The organism is Streptomyces sp. NPDC059355, assembly GCF_042752335.1.
Taxonomy (GTDB): Bacteria; Actinomycetota; Actinomycetes; order Streptomycetales; family Streptomycetaceae; genus Streptomyces.
Genome location: NZ_JBHYXN010000016.1, coordinates 116,951 through 136,286, shown reverse-complemented (window position 1 = coordinate 136,286; position 19,336 = coordinate 116,951). Strand labels below are relative to the sequence as shown.

Annotated in this window: 14 protein-coding genes; 10 read left to right on the top strand and 4 right to left on the bottom strand. The window is 72.9% G+C overall.

The annotated features are described in order from the left end of the window. Positions 1-19: 19 nt before the first annotated feature. Positions 20-883, top strand: a complete 864-nt coding sequence (locus ACFXGI_RS17805) for an RNA polymerase sigma factor (RefSeq protein WP_384707020.1) — start codon at positions 20-22, stop codon at positions 881-883. Between the two features lie 192 nt (positions 884-1,075). Here ACFXGI_RS17805 and ACFXGI_RS17800 read toward each other — a convergent pair whose 3' ends face one another. Beyond that, on the bottom strand, positions 1,076-2,305 hold the full coding sequence (locus ACFXGI_RS17800) for a PucR family transcriptional regulator (protein ID WP_384707017.1): 1,230 nt from the start codon (positions 2,303-2,305) through the stop codon (positions 1,076-1,078). 594 nt (positions 2,306-2,899) lie between these two features. On the opposite strand from ACFXGI_RS17800, the gene ACFXGI_RS17795 reads away from it, so the two are divergent. From ACFXGI_RS17795 to fusA, 5 genes are all read left to right on the top strand, one after another. Beyond that, positions 2,900-3,889, top strand: coding sequence for a hypothetical protein (locus ACFXGI_RS17795; protein ID WP_384707014.1), 990 nt, complete (start codon positions 2,900-2,902; stop codon positions 3,887-3,889). Then, complete coding sequence (locus ACFXGI_RS17790) at positions 3,886-5,334, top strand: NADH-ubiquinone oxidoreductase-F iron-sulfur binding region domain-containing protein (RefSeq protein ID WP_384707012.1); 1,449 nt, start codon at positions 3,886-3,888, stop codon at positions 5,332-5,334. Before ACFXGI_RS17795 ends, ACFXGI_RS17790 begins: the two co-directional genes overlap by 4 nt. Positions 5,335-5,488: 154 nt before the next feature. Next, a complete protein-coding gene (locus tag ACFXGI_RS17785) occupies positions 5,489-6,502 on the top strand; it encodes an SCO0930 family lipoprotein (protein ID WP_384707093.1) in 1,014 nt (337 codons plus the stop codon). 58 nt (positions 6,503-6,560) lie between these two features. After that, positions 6,561-7,133, top strand: a complete 573-nt coding sequence (locus ACFXGI_RS17780) for a hypothetical protein (protein ID WP_384707009.1) — start codon at positions 6,561-6,563, stop codon at positions 7,131-7,133. 385 nt (positions 7,134-7,518) lie between these two features. After that, complete coding sequence (gene fusA, locus ACFXGI_RS17775) at positions 7,519-9,618, top strand: elongation factor G (RefSeq protein WP_384707006.1); 2,100 nt, start codon at positions 7,519-7,521, stop codon at positions 9,616-9,618. 49 nt (positions 9,619-9,667) lie between these two features. Here fusA and ACFXGI_RS17770 read toward each other — a convergent pair whose 3' ends face one another. Both ACFXGI_RS17770 and ACFXGI_RS17765 read right to left on the bottom strand, forming a co-directional pair. After that, positions 9,668-12,115, bottom strand: coding sequence for a SpoIIE family protein phosphatase (locus tag ACFXGI_RS17770; protein WP_384707004.1), 2,448 nt, complete (start codon positions 12,113-12,115; stop codon positions 9,668-9,670). 542 nt (positions 12,116-12,657) lie between these two features. Then, positions 12,658-14,355, bottom strand: a complete 1,698-nt coding sequence (locus ACFXGI_RS17765; RefSeq protein WP_384707001.1) for an SWIM zinc finger domain-containing protein — start codon at positions 14,353-14,355, stop codon at positions 12,658-12,660. 363 nt (positions 14,356-14,718) lie between these two features. Here ACFXGI_RS17765 and panD point away from each other — a divergent pair, with 363 nt between their 5' ends. From panD to ACFXGI_RS17750, 3 genes are read left to right on the top strand one after another with little or no spacing between them, the layout of a single operon-like run. After that, positions 14,719-15,138, top strand: coding sequence for an aspartate 1-decarboxylase (panD, locus tag ACFXGI_RS17760; RefSeq protein ID WP_384706999.1), 420 nt, complete (start codon positions 14,719-14,721; stop codon positions 15,136-15,138). 14 nt (positions 15,139-15,152) lie between these two features. After that, positions 15,153-15,512 carry a GNAT family N-acetyltransferase gene (locus ACFXGI_RS17755; RefSeq protein ID WP_384706997.1) on the top strand — a complete coding sequence of 120 codons (360 nt, stop codon included), beginning with the start codon at positions 15,153-15,155 and terminating at the stop codon, positions 15,510-15,512. After that, positions 15,506-16,135, top strand: a complete 630-nt coding sequence (locus ACFXGI_RS17750) for an aspartate/glutamate racemase family protein (RefSeq protein ID WP_384706995.1) — start codon at positions 15,506-15,508, stop codon at positions 16,133-16,135. The genes ACFXGI_RS17755 and ACFXGI_RS17750 overlap by 7 nt, the downstream gene beginning before the upstream one ends. 305 nt (positions 16,136-16,440) lie before the next feature. Here ACFXGI_RS17750 and gndA read toward each other — a convergent pair whose 3' ends face one another. Then, positions 16,441-17,883 (bottom strand): NADP-dependent phosphogluconate dehydrogenase, encoded by a 1,443-nt coding sequence (gndA, locus tag ACFXGI_RS17745; protein WP_384706994.1) that lies wholly within the window; start codon positions 17,881-17,883, stop codon positions 16,441-16,443. A 185-nt stretch (positions 17,884-18,068) separates the two neighbouring features. Between gndA and ACFXGI_RS17740 the strand changes: the two genes are divergently transcribed. After that, a complete protein-coding gene (locus tag ACFXGI_RS17740; RefSeq protein ID WP_384706992.1) occupies positions 18,069-19,307 on the top strand; it encodes a transglycosylase family protein in 1,239 nt (412 codons plus the stop codon). The last annotated feature ends 29 nt before the right edge of the window (positions 19,308-19,336 follow it).

Below are 19,336 nucleotides of genomic sequence, written 5' to 3'. Positions count from 1 at the left end.
GACCCATACGAGGAGTGCCATGTCCGGCTCTCGTCACACCACCCCTCCCGAAACCCGTTCCGCACCCCGTTCCGCACCCCGTCCGGAACCGCGTCCGGAACCCGACCCCGGTTCCGAGCCCTCGGACGGGGAACTCATACGGCGGCTCAGGGCGGCCTACGCCGCCGGCGACGCCGATCCGGCCGCCTGCGAGCGCCTGTACCGGCGGCACAGTGCCGCCGCTTTCGCATGTGCGCGCCGCTGTTCCAGGGCTCCGCAGGATGCCGAGGACCTCGTCTCCGAGGCGTTCATCCGCACCCTCCAGGCCGTCCGCTCCGGGGCCGGGCCGCGGGAGGTCTGGCGTCCGTACCTCCTGTCGGTGGTCCGCCGCACGGCGGTCGAGTGGCGGGACTGCGCCGGCCGGACCGTCCTGACGCCCGACATCGAGGCCTGGTGCAGGCCCGGTCCCGACGGGGACGACCCGCAGCGCCGGCTGCTGGACAGCGAGGACCGCCGGCTCGTAGCCCGCTCGTTCCAGGCCCTGCCCGAGCGCTGGAAGGCCGTCCTGTGGCACACCCTCGTCGAGGACGACTGCCCGCACCCCGTTCCCCAACTGCTCGGCATCACCCCGAGCGCGGTGACCTCGTTGGCCTTCCGGGCCCGCGAGGGGCTGCGCGAGGCGTACCTGCGGGCCCACCTGGACACGGCCGCCGACGCCCGGTGCCGCCATTACGGCAGCCTGCTCGGGGCGGTGATCCGGCGCCGCGGCACCAGCCCGCGCGGTCGCGGTCTCACCCGGCACCTGGCGGCCTGCCGGTCCTGTTCCCGTGCGTACGCCGAACTGCTGGACCTCAATGCCGCGCTGCGGGCCGGGGCCGCGTCCGCGGTCCTCGTCGGCCTGTAGGTCTGCCGACCCGTAGATCCGCAGGTCTGCAGGTGCGTGGATCTGTCGGCCGGTGGACCTGAGGCACACGGCGGCCCCGGTCCCTCTGCTCCGCGGGGGCGGGGAGGGGGCCGGGGCCGAATCCGTGTGCACGGGGGAGGGTTGGGGGGTTCGAGGGTTCGGGGGCCGGGGGGCCCAGGGGGTTACAGGGGGTTACAGGCCGTTGACGCGGGCCATGCGCCCGACGCCGCCCAGCGGCCGGAAGTCGGTGGTGGCGACGCGCACCTTGCGGCCGATCCGCGAGTTCTGGCGGCGTACCTGGGCCATCAGGCGGCGGCTGCGCAGGGCCATTTCGAGCTCGAACCGGGTCCGCGGATCGCGCAGGCCGGGTCCGAAGAGCTTTTCCAGCTGCCGCATGCGGTAGCGCACGGTCTGGGGGTGCACGCTCAGCGCCTTCGCGGCCTCCGGGGCACCGCCGCCCTCCAGCCAGGCCAGCAGGGTCACTTCGAGCCGCTCGCTCTGGCGCGGGGTCAGGCTGGCCAGCGGCCGCAGCCAGCGTGCGGCCAGCGCGTGCGCCAAGGGCTCGTCCTGGAGCAGCAGGAGGGTCGAGAGGTGGTCGTCGACGAAGAGGGCCCTTGCCTCCAGACCGGGGCGGTTGGGGGTGAGGGACAGCAGTCGAAGGGCCCACCGCAGGGAGGAAGCGGTGTCGCGGGGGGCGACGGGGTGTCCGACGGCGGCGAACCGGCCGCGCAGCAGGGCCTCCAGCGAGGCCCGGGTCTCCGGGTCCGGGCTCGGGACCAGCAGGCAGGGCTGGCCGCCGACCATGCCGGCGAGTCCGTCGTCCAGGACGGCCGCCAGCTGCTGGGTCTCGCCCGGGGTGGCGAGGGCGATGGCGCGTATCTCGGCCGGGAGCGGCCAGTTGGCCGCGGCAGCCAGCTCGGAGAGGGCGATTTCAGCCATGGGCATGTCACTCGTGAGCGCGGAGAACAGCTCACGCCTGGCCCGTTCGGTGCGGGTGCCGAGTCCCTCGCGGGGGACGACCGTCAGGGGGGACAGCTGCCCCCGCTGGCGGGGGACCCGGATGCCGGCCGGCGGAGCGCGGTGTGCTTCATCCTCTTCCTCCTCCTCTTCTCCCTGGTCCGGGTGGTCGTGTTCGGCCGCGTAGTCCTCCTCTTCCTCATCCTCGTCGGGGTGGGCGTGTTCCGCGGCCTTGTTCTTTTGCTGCGGCGCGGGTTCGCGGTACCCGAGGGCGGTGAGCAGGGCCACTTCGAGCCGCTGTCTGACCACCTCCTCGTCGAGCTCGTCGACGAGGGCGGAGAACCCGGGGAGCTCCTCCCTCAGCTCCTCCACCATCCCCGCGGTCAGCGCGGGGAGTTCCCTTCGCAGGACCCGGGTCCATTCGCCTCGGGGACGGGCCCAGATGCGGTTCAGAAGTTCGCACATTGTTACCTCGTTCATGCCGGGGTACGGCCTGCCCCGTGGGAGGGTGGCAAGCCTGTCGAGGTCGCCTCCTCCCCCCTCTGCGCCAGTGCGGACGGGGGAGTTGAGCACCTCGTACACCCTCCAGGAGAGTGCCATCCACTTGCAGTCCCGCGGCTTTGCCTGAGCTTTGCCGACGGGGAGGTGTGATGGCGGACAAGGCGTAACTCTTCTTGCCACCGCACCGTTGGAAGGGAATCTTCCGGGGCTGTCCGGTGTGACGATGCCACGCGCGCCAGAACTTGTCACGATTAGATAAATACTGTGGAGGCGTTGCGAAGGTCCACGATGCTTCTGCACTCCGGCCCCCGCTCCTGGCCGGCGGGACCTCATCTCCCGCCCGCCGCGGAGCAGTTCCGTCGACTACCCCGGGCGCCGAGTGCGCGGTCGAGTGCCTCGGGCCTGGGCGTATGGGAGAACTACATGCCCCTGTCCCCAGCCCGTACGCCCCGCTCACACCGGGCCCGCCGCACCAGACGCCATGCCGGCGTGGCCGCTGCGGCGGCCGCAGGCCGGCGGGCCGCCCGTAGGCCGCCCCTGCTGTCCCCCGCCGGAGGCGTGCGTCCCGCCACACTCGTCGTCGCCGCCCTCACGGGCCTGCTCGCCCTGTCCGTGGCGGCCCGCGCAGGCGCCCTGAGTCATCTCTGGGACTTCCTCGACTTCGGCGCGGGCGTCCTCGCGCTCGTCTCGCTCACCTCCGCCGTCCTGTGGGGCCTCGCGGCCACCGACCGTGCGGTGCTCACCTCCGGGCACCGGCTCGTCGCCCAGGCGGCGCACCGCGGCCTCGCTGTCGCGGGGCTGGGCTTCCTGCTCCTGCACATCTGGGTCAAGGTCGCCGAGGCGCAGACGGGATTGGCCTCCGCCTTCCTCCCGTTCGCGGACCAGGACCAGCCGATCCTCATCGGCCTCGGCACCCTGGCCGGATACATATTCGTCTCCACGGCGGTTTCCGGCGCTGTCCGCAGTGCCTTCGCCACCAAGGGCCGCTCCCTGTGGTGGCGGGCCCTGCACTTCGGCGCGTACCCGGCGTGGGGCGCGGCCCTGGTGCACGGGCTCAAGGCCGGCCGCCCCGCGAGCGGCTGGGTGACCGTGTCGTACGCGCTCTGCCTGACCGGGGTCGCCGGCGTGCTCGCCATACGGCTCCGGGCCAGGCTGCGCGCCGCGCCGGTGCGCCCGGTGGCCGCGTCGGCGGCAACCCCCCAAGGCGCGCCGCCCCGGCCCAAGAAGCCGCCGCAGCGGTTCGTTCGGCAGCCCGCGGAATGGGCCGCCGAACGGCTGACGGCGCGGCTGGCCCGGCAGTCGGACCGGCGTTCCGTCCCGCAGCAGCCGGATCCGGCCACCGCACCGTTGGGGGGCGCCTTCGTGCCCTCGCCCCGGCAGGCCCTGGAGCCCACGACCGAGATCCTCCCGCCGTACGGGGCGGCGCCGTACGCGCCGTCGTACGGCGCCGATGCGTACGACACGGTGGTCGTCCCGAGCGGCATCGGGGCCGGGCCGGGAACGGACCGGTCCGGCGGGTCGTACGACGGGATGAGGGGCCGTCAGTGACCTCGATCGTCGATCCCGCCCTCGGGTGCGTCGGCCAGCCCAGGCTGCTGGCCGGACTCGATGTGCTGCCGCGACTCGACCGTGCCAATCACCTGGTGGTGCACGGTCCGCTGCCGCAGTACACCTCGGGCGATCTCGTGGAGCTCGCCGAGGGCATCGACCTGCGGGGCCGCGGGGGAGCGGGTTTTCCGTTCGCCCGCAAGCTCAAAGCGGTCATCCGGTCCGCCCGGACCAAGGAGGGGCGGACCGCCGTCGTGGTGAACGGCACCGAGGGGGAACCGAGCTGCCTCAAGGACGCCGCGATGCTGCTGCACTCCCCGCACCTGGTGCTCGACGGAGCCCTGTTGGCAGCCGACGCGATCGGCGCCGAGGAGATTGCCATCGGGGTGACCAGGGACGACGTGGAGCAGTCCCTGCGGGCCGCCGTTGCCGAGCGCGGCGTGCCCGACAACCGCCTGCGCGTCGGCAGGCTTCCCGAGCGCTTCGTCTCGGGAGAGGGGACCTCCCTCGTGAACGGCCTCAACGGGGGGGACGCCGTCCCCAACGGGCAGAAGGTCCGGACCAGTGAGCGGGGTCTGAGCGGACTGCCGACCCTGCTGTCCAACACCGAGACGTACGCCCAGCTCGCCGTCGCGGCCAGGATCGGGGTGCCGGCATTCCGCTCGGTCGGCCTGGAGTCCGAGCCGGGCACCGTCATGTTGACGATCAGCGGTTCGACGGTCGTCGAGGCGCCTCTCGGGACCTCCCTGGCGTACGTCCTGGAGCTGTGCGGCTCGTCCCCGGGCCAGGGAGTCCTGGTCGGCGGGTACCACGGCAAATGGCTGACGCCGGCGGCGGCGCGGACCGCCTTGCTCTCCCGGGAGTCGCTGTCCTCGCTCAAGGCCACGCTGGGGGCGGGTGCGGTCCTGCCGCTGCCCGAGGACACCTGCCCGGCCGGCGAGGTGGCCCGCGTGATGCGCTGGATGGCGGACGAGACCGCCGGCCAGTGCGGCCCGTGCGTCAGGGGCCTGCCCTCGCTCGCCGATGCCGTGGAGGCCCTGGTGGCCGGCGGAGGCCGGCCCGCCCTGGAGGCGGTCGAGGTGCGGATGCGGGGAGTGCTGCGACGCGGTGCGTGCAGCCATCCCGACGGCACCTCGGCCTTCATGGCCTCCGCGCTCGCCGTCTTCCCCGACGAGATGCGCGACCACGCCCTGGGCAGCGGCTGCGGACGCCGCGTGCTCGGGGCGCTGCCCCTGCCCGAGGACGAGAACCCCGAACGGCTCGTCGTGGACTGGACATTGTGCAAGGGGCACGGGCTCTGCATGGACGTGCTGCCCGACGTGGTGCGGCTGGACCGGGACGGCTACCCGGCAGAGGCCGTCATGTCGGTCCCCGGAAGGCTGCGGCCGATGGCCCTCCGCGCGGTGCGGCGCTGCCCCGCGCTCGCCCTGCGCATTCAGGAATGAGCCGGCGGTAAACGGCCGCCGGCGAGGGGAGTTCAAGGGTTAGCGCGATCTGATAAATTCCCGCTCATTCGAATTCGGTGAACCCGTCAGGCCTTATGAATGAGGCAGTAGACGAACCCCCCGGGTTCAACCCGAAGGAGAGATCGTGAACAAGATGCGTCGTATCTCAACGGTCGGATCGGTGGCCGCGGTTCTGCTGCTCGCGGCAGGATGCGGAAGCAGCGACAACGGCGCCGCACGCAACGCGAATTCCGTACAGCCGGCGGGTGCCGGCAAGGCCCTCGGAGGCGCATACGACACGGGCTACGGAGCGGGCGCCGCCGGCTCCGGGTCGGGCTCGGACGTCGGATCGGGCTCCGGCAAGGCCGGTTCGGCCGGGCAGCTGTCCGTACGGGACATCGCGAGCGTGGGCAGCGTGGTGACCGACAGCGCCGGGATGGCCCTCTACCGCTTCGACAAGGACACGCCCCAGCCCCCGAAGTCCAACTGCGACGGGGACTGCGCCACGACCTGGCCCGCGGTCCCGTCGGACGACGCCTCGGCCGCCGCGGGCATCGACGCCGCCCTCCTGGGCTCGGTGGACCGGACCGACGGCAGCAAGCAACTGACCCTCGGCGGCTGGCCGGTGTACCGCTACGCGAAGGACACGAAGGCGGGCGAGGCGAAGGGCGAGGGCGTCGGCGGCATCTGGCACGCGCTGGCACCGGACGGCAAGAAGGCGGTCGACAAGAAACAGAAGGCGGGCGGCGACAGTGGAACGGGAATGGAAATGGGGGCGGGAACGGGAGGAATGGAGATGAAGAAGGGCGCGGAGCTTTCCGTGGCCGACAACGAGAAACTCGGCAAGATTCTGGTGGACGGGCAGTGGCGCACGCTCTACCGATTCGACAAGGACAGTGCGTGGCCGATGAAGTTCGGCTGCCTGGGGGCTTGCCTGGATACGTGGAAGCCCGCCGCGGCGATCGACAAGGCGAAGGCCGAGGGAATTGCCGGCAAGCTGGTCGGATCCGTGAAGCGGCCCGACGGCAGCGAGCAGCTGACGATCGACTGCTGGCCGGTCTACACGTTCACCGGGGACACCGAGCCGGGCCAGGCGAACGGGCACAACAAGCAGGGGCTCTGGTTCGCGGTCACGGCCGAGGGCAAGAAGGTCCCGCCGACGGCGTAGCGCGCCTGCCGCCCCCCTCCGATCCAGCCCGGCCCCGACCCCTGTGAGGCAGTCAGCCATGCCCCGTTCACCCCGTACCGCCGCTTCCACCGCCGCCGCTGCCGCGCTGCTCGCGACGCTGCTGTGCGGCGGCTGCGCCGCCCGGGTGGCGGCCGGTGCGCAGGCTCCGCCCGACCCGAGTTCGTCCGCCGCCCCGGCCCCGGGCGCCCGCCCCGCCCCGCTCCAGACGATCGCCGACGCCCTCGGCTGTACGCCCGAGACGACGGTCGACGCGGAGGAGCTCCGGGAAGGGGCGTGCGGATCGGGCCAGGAGGGCTTCCGGATGGCCACCTTCACCAGCGAGCAGGGCCGGCAGTCCTGGCTGACCGAGGCGCAGATGTACGGCGGCACGTACCTCGTCGGCCCCACCTGGGTCATCACGGCGGCCTCCGCCGAGGCACTGGCCGGCGCCCACACCCGCCTCGGCGGAACGATCCAGACCGTCTCCGGGCACGGCTCCTCCGCCCACGACATGTCCCAGGACCCCTCGCCCGGCTCCTCGCCCGACCCCTCGCAGCACCCCGCGCACGACGCCTCTCCCGGCACCTCCCACCCCGGCGGGCACGACTCCCCGAGTCCCGCCGCGTCCTGAGGGGGCGTCCGGCCCGGCCCGCGAGAAATTGCGGTGCCGGGCCGCTGCCGTGTGCCTACACTCGCTCCCATGCCGCCACGGGACGTGGCGCGCACTTCGTCGACGAGAGGGGAGCCGGGCCGTGTGTCACCGCATCGCCGTCTTCGTTCCCCGGTCCCGGTACGACGTGATCCTGGTGTCTCCGTCCTCCCGATGACGGCTGCGCGGCCGCCATCGGATGTCCGCGACGACTGACACGACCCCCTCCCCGGTGCGTCCCCGCACGCCCGGGCAGGCGCGGGTTCGCCCTCGGGCTCCTTCGTGTTCCTCCGTGCCCCCCGGCACGTCCTTCGTCCGCCGGAGATCGCGCCGCCCTCTTCACCAACTTCCGGAAAGACCCCGGGCCATGCGCACCCACCTGAACACCTCGAACACCGTCCGCAATCTCGGCATCCTCGCGCACGTCGACGCCGGCAAGACCACTGTCACCGAGCGCATCCTCTACGCCACCGGGACCACCCACAAACGCGGCGAGGTCCACAACGGCACGACCGTCACCGACTACGACCCCCAGGAGCGCGACCGCGGCATCACCATCTTCGCCGCCGCCGTCAGCTGTACGTGGGACGGCCACCACGTCAACCTGATCGACACACCGGGACACGTCGACTTCTCCGACGAAGTGGAGCGCTCCCTGCGCGTACTCGACGGGGCGGTCGCGGTGTTCGACGCCGTCGCGGGCGTCGAACCGCAGAGCGAGTCGGTATGGCGTCAGGCGGACCGCCACGGCGTACCGCGCCTCGTGTTCGTCAACAAGATGGACCGCGTCGGCGCCGACCTCGACCGGGTGGTGGCGTCCGTACAGGAGCGGCTCCACGTGACTGCGCTGGTCGTCCAGCTGCCCATCGGGCAGGAGGAGGGATTCCGCGGCACCGTGGACCTCGTACACATGCGCGCGCTGGTCTGGGGTGACGAGCCGGACTCGTTCGCGGCGGGTCCCGTACCCGATGCCCTGTACGAGGAGGCACGCGCCCGCAGGCGGCTGCTGGAGGAGCGGGTGGCGGAACTCCACCCGGCCGCCCTGGAGGAGTACTGCGCCACCTCGGCGCTCTGCGCCGCCACGCTGACCGCCGCGCTGCGCGACCTGACGCACAGCGGCGAAGGCGTCGTCGTGCTCTGCGGCTCGGCCTACCGCAACCGCGGTGTCGAGCCGCTGCTGGACGCCGTCGTGTCGTACCTCCCCTCGCCGGTGGACATGCCGCCGGTACGGGGAACCCGCGGCGCGGTGGTGGAGGAACGGGCCGCCGACCCGGCGGCGCCCTTCGCCGCGCTCGCCTTCAAGGTGAACGCGACGGCGACCGGACGGATGACCTGCCTGCGGGTCTATTCGGGAACGATGAGGAAGGGGGACACCGTGCTGGACGCGGGCACCGGCCGGACCGAGCGGATCGGACGGATCCTGCGCGTGCAGGCCGACCGCCACGCGGAGGTGGACGAGGCCGTCGCCGGGGACATCGTCGCCGTGGTCGGGCTCAAGGGCACCCGCGCCGGGTCCACGCTGTGCGCCCCGCAGGCACCGCTCGTCCTGGAGCCGCCGAAGTCCGCCGAACCCGTGGTGTCCGTGGCGGTAGAGGCGGTCGGCAGCGCCGAGACGGGCCGGCTGTCCGCGGCACTGGCCGGACTGGTCGAGGAGGACCCGTCGCTGGTGGTGCGGACGGATCCCGAGACGGGCCAGACGGTCCTGTCGGGGATGGGCGAGCTGCACCTGGAGGTCGCGGTGGAGAAGATCCGCCGCAGCCACGGGCTGCGGATCGACGTGGGCCGTCCGCGGGTGGCGTACCGGGAGACCGTCGTGCGCGGGGTGTCGGGGCTGGTGTACCGGCACGTCAAGCAGGAGGGCGGCGCCGGTCAGTTCGCCCACGTGGTCCTCGACGTCGAGCCCCTGGAGGGCCCGGCCGACGGCGCCGGCGGCACGGGCGGCCACGGCGGCGCCGGCACGTTCGAGTTCCGGTCGGCCGTCGTCGGCGGGCGGGTGCCGCAGGAGTACGCCCGCGCCGTGGAGGCGGGCTGCCGGGACGCGCTCGCCGAGGGCCCCCTCGGAGGTCATCCGGTGACCGGCGTCCGCGTCACCCTGACCGACGGGGCCACGCACTCCAAGGACTCCTCGGAGATGGCGTTCCGCGCGGCGGGCAGGTTCGCGCTGCGCGAGGCCCTGCGCGCCGCCGGGATGGAGGTGCTGGAACCGGTGGCCGAGGTCGTGGTGACCGTGCCCGACGACGCCGTCGGCGGGGTGCTGGGCGATCTGGCGGCCCGGCGCGGACGGGTCTCGGGCTCGACCGCGCGGGCCGGGACCACGGCGGTCACCGCCACCGTGCCGCTGGCCGAGCTGTTCGGCTACGCGTCCCGGCTGCGCAGCCGCACCCAGGGCCGGGGCACGTTCACCACCCGGCCCGCGGGCCACGCCCCCGTACCGGAGGCGGCGTACCGGCAGGCGTCGGCCGGCTAGGGCCTGTTTTCCGGGTCGGGCCGCCGCTTCCCGCCACGTGGCGCGGCGCTCAACCCTTCCTGGGGGAGGCTTCGGCCTCCTCCAGGAACCCCTCGGGGAAAGGCTGTTCGGCCCAGATGGTCTTGCCGCGGGCGTGGTAGCGGGTGCCCCACAGCTGGGCCAGCTGCGCCACCATGAACAGCCCGCGCCCTCCCTCGTCGGTCTCCTCCGCGCGCCGTACGTGCGGGGAGGTGCTGCTGCCGTCCGAGACCTCGCAGATCAGCTCGCGGTCGCGGATCATCCGCAGCTGGATCGGCTCGCTGCCGTAGCGGATGGCGTTGGTGACCAGTTCGCTGACCACCAGCTCCGTGGTGGACTCCAGCTCCTCCAGGCCCCACAGGGCCAGCTGCCGCGTCGCGAGCGTCCGGGCGCGCGCCACGATCTCCGGCTCGGCCGGAAGGTCCCACGTGACGTGGTGCTCGGACGGCAGCTCGTGCAGGCGCACCATCAGCACGGCCACGTCGTTCTGCGGGAGCACCGGGAGCAGTCGGCCGATCACCGCGTCGCAGGCCTGGTCGAGCCCGTTCGGCGGGGTGAGCGCGACGCCCGACAGCGCCTCCGGCAGGCGTTCGAGGCCGAGGTCCACGTCCCGGTCGGGCGCCGCGACCAGGCCGTGGCTGTACAGCACCAGTACGTCCCCGTCGGTCAGCCTCATCTCGGCGCTCTCGAACGGCGAACCGCCGTGACCGAGGGGCGGCCCGCCCGGCAGGGCCACGATGGCGGGTTCCCCGCCCACCGGCGCGAGGACGGGCGGCGGATGGCCCGCGCACGCCACCGCCAGCTGCCGCGTGATCGGGTCGAAGACCGCGTACGCGCAGGTGGTCCCGGCCGCGCCGCCCCGGCGCGACCCGCCGGCCCCGTCATCGCCGTGCTCGTCCACGAACCGGTGGATCTGGTCGTCCATGTAGGAGAGCAGCTCGTCGGGGGAGAGGTCGAGGTCCGCGAGGGTCCGTACGGCGGTCCGCAGCCGGCCCATGGTCACCGCGGCGTTCAGGCCGTGCCCCTGCGCGTCGCCCACCACCAGCGCCACCCGTGCGCCCGACAGCGGGATCACGTCGTACCAGGCGCCGCCCAGCTCCGCCTGGCCGTGCGCCGGAAGGTAGCGGGTCACCGCCTCCAACGCACCGAGCACGGGCAGCCGTTGGGGCAGCAGGCTGCGCCGCAGGGCCAGGGCCGCCGTGCGCTCGCGCGTGTAGCGGCTCGCGTTGTCGATGCAGACGGCCGCGCGCGCCGAGATCTCCTCGGCCAGCAGGACGTCGTCCGGCTCGAACCCGTGGGCGCGGGCGTGCCGTACGAAGACGGCGGCGCCGAGCACCGCCCCGCGGGCCGACATCGGTACGAGCAGCCAGGAGTGGACCCCGTACGCGCGGACCCGCGCGGCCTGCCCGGGGTCGACCGGGGCGAGCTCCGCGATCAGCTCCTCGCCCGTCAGCAGCAGCGGTTCGCCGCCGGCCATGGCCCGGGTGAACAGGGAGCCGGGCCCGGTGGTGAAGGGGTCGGGATCGCCCGTCGCGACCGTCGCCTTCACCGGTATCCCGGGTGCGGAGGAAGTCGCCGCGCGCAACAGGGTCACGGTCTCGCCCACCGTCCCCACGAGCGGTTCCTCGCCGCCGAAGACCAGGGCGGGCAGGTCGACGTAGGCGTGGTCGGCGAACTCCGGTACCGCCACGTCGACGAGCTCCTGCGCGGTGCGCAGCACGTCCAGCGTGGTGCCGATGCGCGTGCTCGCGTCGTTGACCAGCGCCAACCGCTCGCGCGCCCGGGCCCGCTCGGTCACGTCCGCCACGGTGTGCGCGAGCGCGATCAGCTCGCCGGAGCTGCTCCGCAGCGGGAGGATGGTCTCGGACCAGACGTGCTGCCGGTCGGGATCGCCGCGCAGCAGTCCCCGCACCTCGGTCTGGACCAGTGCCTCACCGGTCTCCAGGACATGGCGCTGCCGTGCTTCGAGGGCCGCCATGTCCAGCAGGTCGGGCGGGGCCACCTCGGACATCGTGCGCCCCACGAACTCCTCGTTCGAGAAGCCGGCACCGCGCCGCAGGGCGTCGTTCTGGGCGATGAAGCGCAGCTGGGTGTCGAAGACGTCGATGAGCAAAGGGGACTCGGTGAACAACCCCCTGATCAGGGCCTCGCTGAGCTCGCGCCGCTGTGTGGCGTCGGTGTCGGTCGCCTGGATCAGCCACTGCCGCTCCCCGGTCGTGGAGGTCATGGGCCGAGCGTGGAGCGCCACCTCGACCTCACGCCCGCTCCGGTGCCGCAGCACCGCGTGCCCGAGCTCGGAGCGCGCGAGCAGCAGATCGGCCCCGCGCAGTCCGTGAACCTCCAGGGCGGTGTACCCGAGCAGCCGCTCGGCCCCCTGCCCCCACCCGATGACCACCCCGCGCGCATCCAGCAGGGCATACGTCTCGTCGCCCGGTTCCGCAACCACGCCGGAGGCATCGTGGAACACCGGGTCGTGCATCACTGCGCCCCACTTCCCGATCCGCGGAACGACTCTCTGCGTACTGCTTCCGATTATTGCTCTGCGTCACCGCTTGTGCAGCCTGGGTCGAGCCCCGCCGGAGGCCCCTCGACCCCGCCCTTGCGAGGCGGCCCTCGACCTGCACACCGCAGGCGGGGAGCAGGCACACCAGGAGTCGTTCCATGCTGCGCACCATGTTCAGGTCCGACCTCCAGTGTTCGAGCGTGTCCGCAGGTCAGTGCCGTGCAGGCCGAGGTGAGGTCGGCAAACGGCCAGCGTCAGCCCTGATCGGGTGCGGCCGACGGCCAACCGGGTGGCCGTGGCCGGAGGGGCGGAGACCACCGTCCGACTCGTTGGCACTCTGCTCGCATGCCCGATCACACCTGCGTTCCGAGACCTCAGGCCGCCCGGGCGCCATCCGCACCCGTTCTGTCACGGGTGATGCAAGGCGGAACGCGACGCCGGAGGCGGGCAAGGCCGCAGATACGGCGGACGCCGTACGTCCGCTTCACCACGGGCCGGCGCCGACCGGGCGATACCGCTCAGAGTCCGTGCAGGTCGAGCGTCGCCATGAGCTTCCGCTTGCGTTTCTGGTCGGCGCGCAGGGAGGCCAGGTAGGCGGCGAACTCGGCCTCGGTGCCGAGTGCGCGGTGGCAGGCACGGGCGCTGAGCAGCAGCTCCGCCATGCGTTCGTACGTGCTGTCACCGGTCTGCTTGCGCAGCGGCTCGATCCAGCGCAGGTAGACGGTCAGCGCGTCGGCCGGCTTCTTGTCGCGGATCCGGTCGGCCAGGGCCAGCCACTGCCGCTGATCGGCGTACCCTTCGGCGGCGGCTTGCCAGGCGGCTTCGAGGTCGGCGTCGTCCATGAGCGCGTCGACCAGCACGGAGCCGCCGTACCAGCGCCCGTCTTTGGGCTGGGCTGCCGCTTTCAGTACCTCCAGGGCTCCCGCGTGCGCGGAGCCCTCCCAGGCGTTGGCCGCCCGGGCCGCTGCACGCAGATGCCGGTAGGCCGCCAGAGAGGGGCGGGCCTTCAGCAGGTCCCGGCGGATCGGGACCACATCGGCCAGACGGCCGGCCCGCGCGTACCGTTCGCAGACGAAGGTGACCAGCTCGTCGTCCGGCCCCCAGTCGGACTCGGCCTCCCGCAGGCCGCGTTCGGCCCACTCCAGGGCCTCGGCCGTACGGCCCGCCGCTTCCAACTCCTTGGCGATCACCAGGTGGGTGTGGCCGTTCGGGCCGAGGTCCGCCGCGTGGACGGCGACCAGCGCGTCCACGCCGCCGCCGTCCGCTTTCAGGAGGCGCTCCATGAGGTGCTTCTCCGCCCACCCCTTCGGGTTGGCCCGCAAGGCGGCCACCACCAGTTCGCGCGCGCGGACCATGCCCGGCTCACCCAGTACCTCCCGGTAATCGAAGAGATCCATGCCTGTTGCGTCGTTACCGTCGTCCAGCAGGTGCCTCACCAGCCACTCGGCGGTCTCCACCGGGTCGGGCCCGGCAGTTCGGCAGGCCTCCAGATGAGCCTCGGCCAGCCCGGTGGCGACGTCCCCGATCAGGCCGTCCGAGTCGTCGATCTCCCCGTAGGCGCGGCCCAAAGCCCGGAGGGCTTCGCGGGACGCCTCCACGGCGACTGCCGACCGGCCGCTTGAGGTCAGGGCCCGCAGGGCGGTGACCGCCTCTGCCGCCTGCTGCCCGTAGGCGTGGGCGTCGGCGTACTCGACGCAGCCGTAGCGGGCGAAGGGGCGGGTGTCGAGGAGGCTCAGGATGCGCTCCCGGGCGATGTCGGTGTCCTCCCCGGCGGTGGCCGCGCGGAGCTCGAGGCGGCGTCGAAGGTCGCGGTCGTCGGAGAGCTGTTCCCGTACCAGGACGAGCAGGTCCTCGCGGGTGCGGGACTCCAGCCAGGCGTCCAGCAGCCGGGTGCGCGAGGCGGCGGCCGACCGCTGCCATGGCACGGATTCGGCCTGCTGCAGTACGGTCAGGCCCACCGCCACGCAGTGCTTGCAGAAGTTGCCCTCCCGTCCGTACGGGCAGTCGCACCAGCCGGTGAGCCCACCGTCCTCGTGCTCGGCCAGCTCGACCTCGTAGGCGTCGGTGCCGTCCACGGTCGCGGTGATCGCTTCGTCCCCGATCTCCAGCCGGGACACCGCAGACAGGTAGCCGACCCCCCGCTCGAAGGAGCGCGCCCCCGCCAGCCGGCGCAGGTCTTCCTCGGCGAAACGCAGAGCATGTGTCACGCCATTCATTCAACCGGACGGGCACGCCTGTCCGCTGGGCTCCGAGGATGACGCCGACCCGGGCGAAGCGCGGCCGGATGTGGTGCCATCCGTTGAGGGGTTTCGTCGACCACAGCAGCGGCGGCACGGGGGAGCCTGTGGCCGCGCTGCTTCGGCCCGGGAACGCGGGCAGCGACACCGCAGCCGAGGACACCAAGGCCGTCGAGACCCTCGACGGCTCCTTCGCCGCCGAGCCGGACGGCGGACCCGACGAGGGGGGTCCTGGGCCGGCGAACAGGCCCTCTACAGGAGCATGCCCTGCCTTACAATCTGCGGAGACCGCCCTTGACCTGCAATGAGCAGGCAGGGAGCAGATATTTCGGGAGCTTCTTCATGTTTCGGACCATGTTCAAGTCCAAGATCCACCGGGCCACGGTCACCCAGGCCGATCTGCACTACGTCGGCTCCGTGACCATCGACGCCGATCTGCTCGACGCGGCGGATCTGCTGCCCGGAGAGCTCGTCCACATCGTGGACATCACCAACGGGGCGCGGCTGGAGACGTACGTCATCGAGGGCGAGCGCGGTTCCGGGGTCATCGGGATCAATGGCGCCGCCGCACACCTCGTGCACCCCGGGGACCTCGTCATCCTCATCAGCTACGCACAGGTCGAGGACGCCGAGGCAAGGGTGTTGAAGCCGCGCGTCGTGCACGTCGACGCGGACAACCGCATCATCGAGCTGGGTGCGGATCCGTCCGCCCCGGTGCCGGGAACGGACCAGGAGCGCAGCCCCCACGCGGTGGCTGTCTGAGGGGAGTCGGGACCATGTCGCAGACCGGGGCCGGGGCCATCGAGTTCAAGGACGACCGGAAGGCGGGACGGCTGCTCGCCGTCGAGGACGGCGAGGTGGTCGGCCTCGTCGCGTACTTCGTGCTCGACACGGCGCCCCACGCCCTCGTGGCGGTGCACACCGTCGTCGAGCCGGGGCACGAGGGGCGGGGCATCGCGGGGGACCTGGTGAAGACCTTCTACGGGATCGCCGCAGCCGAAGCGGTGCCGGTTGTTCCGCTGTGCCCGTACGCGGCCGGCTGGGCGGCCAGGCACCCCGACCGGGCGCCCGAGGCGCCGGCCGAGGTCGTCGCGGCGGCGAAGGCGCAGCTCGACAGGGACCCCGACCTGTGGTGACGCCCCTGACCCTGCTGCACACGTCGCCGGTCCACGTGCCGGTCTTCGACGCCCTGCGGGACCGGGACCACCCCGGCGCCGTACTGCGCCACCTCGTGGTGCCGGAGCTGCTGGAGCGGGCCCGTGCGGAGGGCCCGGACTCGGTGGTCCCGGCCCTCCGGGACCTGCTGGCCGGCTCCGCGGGCCCCGTTCTCGTGACCTGCTCGAGCATCGGAGCCGTCGCGGAGTCCCTGGCGCCGGAGCTCGGCGTCCAGGTGCTGCGGGTCGACCGCCCGATGGCCGCGCGGGCCGTCCGCGGGGGCCCGCGCATCGCGGTGCTGGCCACCGTGGAGTCGACGCTGGCCCCGACGGTCGCCCTGCTGGAGGAGGAGGCCGAACGGGCCGGCCGCCCGGTGTCGATCACCAAGCACGTGGTCGCGGACGCCTGGCCCCGCTTCGAGGCCGGCGACACCGCCGGCTACCTGGCCCTGGTGGCCCGGGCGGCCGACGCGGTCACGGAGGCGGACGTCATGGTGCTGGCCCAGGCCTCGATGGCGGAAGCCGCTGCGCGGGCGAGGAGCACCCTCCCGATCCTCTCCAGCCCCGCCCCCGGCCTCACGGCGGCCCTCCACACGGCCCGTTGATCCCTCGGCGTACCGGGTTTCGGCGCGCGTGGTGGAGTGGATCCGGGGAAGGTGGGGCTCATGATGCGAAACGTAGAGATGACGGAGCCGCCCGTGCCGGGACCCGCCCCGGTGCCGCCCGTGCCCGTGCCCGGGCCCGATCCGTTCCCGGATCCCGGACCGATTCCGCAGCCGGTGCCGCCCGTTCCCGCGCCGGTGCCCGAGCCCGATCCGATCCCGCCGCCGCCCGGGCCCGCGCCGATCCCGCAGCCCGGGCCCCTGAGCGGCACGCGGAGCCGGTCCGTACGGAGCCGGTCCGTAAAGACCTAGGCCGTACGGACCTCGGAGCGGTCGCCGCTCCAGAGGGTGTGGAAGGAGCCCTCGCGGTCGGTGCGCCGGTAGGTGTGCGCGCCGAAGAAGTCCCGCTGGCCCTGGGTGAGGGCCGCCGGGAGCCGCTCCGAGCGCAGCGCGTCGTAGTACGCCAGGGAGGCGGCGAAGGCGGGTACCGGGATGCCGTGTGACACGGCAGCCACCAGGACGGCCCGCCAGTCGTCCTGGGCCTCGCCGATCTCCTGCGCGAAGCCCGGGTCCGCCAGCAGGCTCGGCAGGTCCGGCTTCGCGTCGTACGCCGTGCGGATCCGGTCCAGGAACGCCGCCCGGATGATGCAGCCGCCCCGCCACAGCGAGGACACGGCACCCAGGTCCACGCCCCAGTCGTACTCCTCGCTGCCCGCCTGGATCTGGTGGAAGCCCTGCGTGTACGAGACGATCTTCGAGGCGTACAGGGCCTGCTCCACCTGGGCGGCGAAGGCGTCCGCCGCCTCCGCCGACAGCGGCGCCGCCGTCGGGCCCGCGAGCCCGCGGGAGGCCGTACGCAGGTCCGCGTGGCCCGAAACCGCACGGGCGAAGACCGCCTCCGCGATGCCCGACACCGGCACGCCCAGGTCCAGCGCGATCTGCACGGTCCAGCGGCCGGTGCCCTTCTGCTCGGCGGCGTCGGCCACGACGTCGACGAACGCCTGCCCGGTCTCGGCGTCCGTGTGGGCGAGCACCTCCGCCGTGATCTCGATCAGGTACGAGTCCAGCCGGCCCCGGTTCCAGCCGCGGAAGGTCTCCGCGATCCGCGCGGGGGAGTAGCCGGCGACCTCGCGCAGCAGGTGGTAGGCCTCGGCGATGAGCTGCATGTCGGCGTACTCGATGCCGTTGTGCACCATCTTGACGAAGTGTCCGGCGCCGTCGGGGCCGACGTGCGAGACGCACGGCGTACCGTCCTTCGCCTTCGCGGAGATCTTCTCCAGCATCGGACCGAGCGAGGCGTACGACTCGGCGGAGCCGCCCGGCATGATGCTGGGGCCGAGCAGCGCACCCTCCTCGCCGCCCGAGATGCCCGCGCCCACGAAGTGGATGCCCTGCCCGCGCAGCTCCTTCTCGCGCCGCCGGGTGTCCTCGAAGTGGGCGTTGCCGCCGTCGATGATGACGTCCCCCGGCTCCAGCAGCGGGGCGAACTCGCGGATCACGGCATCGGTCGGCTCACCGGCCTTCACCATGATGATCAGACGGCGCGGCCGCTCCAGCGCGTCCACGAACTCCTTGGCGGACTCGGCGGCGACGAAGGACCCCTCGTGCCCGAACTCCTCCACCAGGGCGGTGGTCTTCGCGGCCGTGCGGTTGTGGACCGCGACCGTGTAGCCGTTGCGGGCGAAGTTCCGGGCGAGGTTGCTCCCCATCACCGCGAGCCCGGTGACGCCGATCTGGGCGGTGCTGCTCATGCATGCGCTCCTGAGTGCTTCGATGTGCGGGTGGGAGCGACGCTACATGGGCAAAGAAGCCGCGAGCCGTCCCGCCATGCGAATCAATGTCAACTTCCCCGGGTGTGCGCCCTGTTGCGCCCCTTGTCATGCTCTGATCGCGCCGTTAAGTTGTGCGGTTCCTGATGTCTTCAATGGGGGCTCCCATGGGTGTACGGGGTCGGCACCGCCGGTACCAGCCGAGCAGCATCAACCGCGCCTCGCTCGCCGTCACCGCCGGTGGCGCAGGACTCGCACTCCCTCTGATCGGCGCCGGAACCGTCCACGCCGCCTCGGTGGACACGTGGAACAAGGTCGCGGACTGCGAGTCCACCGACAACTGGCACATCAACACCGGCAACGGCTACTACGGCGGGCTGCAGTTCAGCCAGAGCACGTGGCGCGCCTTCGGCGGCACCGCGTACGCCGCCCGCGCCGACCTGGCCACCAAGGACCAGCAGATCGCCGTCGCCGAGAAGGTCCTGGGCGGACAGGGCCCGCAGGCCTGGCCGGTGTGCGGGAAGCAGGCCGGGCTCTCGCGCAGCGGCCCCGCGCCCGCCGTCTCCCCGCAGGGCCAGGGCCAGGGCGTGAAGGTCCAGGTCCAGGTCAAGGAGGCGAAGCCCGCCGCCCCGCCGGCCACCACGCCCCGCCCGACCGGCACCTCCGTCCTGCCCAACCCGTACGTGGTCGCGCCCGGCGACTCCCTCTCGGCGATCGCCACCCGCCAGCACGTCGAGGGCGGCTGGCAGGCGCTGTACGAGACCAACCGGGCCACCGTGGGCAGCGATCCGAACCTGATCCTCCCCGGTCAGCGGCTCACCCTGCGCGTCACCGCCGCACCCGCCCCGCCGGCGGCGCCGCCCGCGCAGAACCCCGAGAAGCCGCCGCGGACCGCGGAGCCGGTGGAGCCGAACGCGCAGAAGCCGGCTCCCAAGCCCGCGGAGAAGCCGGCCGAGAAGCCCGCCCCCGCTCCCGCCTCAGCGCAGCAGCAGCCGGCCTCGGGCGGCTTCGTCGCCCCCGTGGACGCCGCCATCGGCACCGCGTACCACGTGGCCGGATCGTCCTGGTCCAGCGGCTACCACACGGGCGTCGACTTCCCCGTCTCCACCGGAACCTCCGTGAAGGCCGTCGGCCCCGGATCCGTCGTCTCCGCCGGCTGGGCCGGTGCGTACGGCTACCAGGTCGTCATCCTGCACACCGACGGCCGGTACTCCCAGTACGCCCACCTCTCGGCCCTCGGGGTCAAGGCCGGGCAGCAGGTCTCCGGCGGGCAGCGGATCGGCCGCTCCGGCTCCACCGGCAACACCAGCGGACCCCACCTGCACTTCGAGATGCGCACGTCCCCCGGCTACGGCTCCGACATCGACCCCCTGAAGTACCTCCGCGGCCGCGGCGTCAGCATCTGACCCCCGTACGTGCGGCGGCACGACCGCGA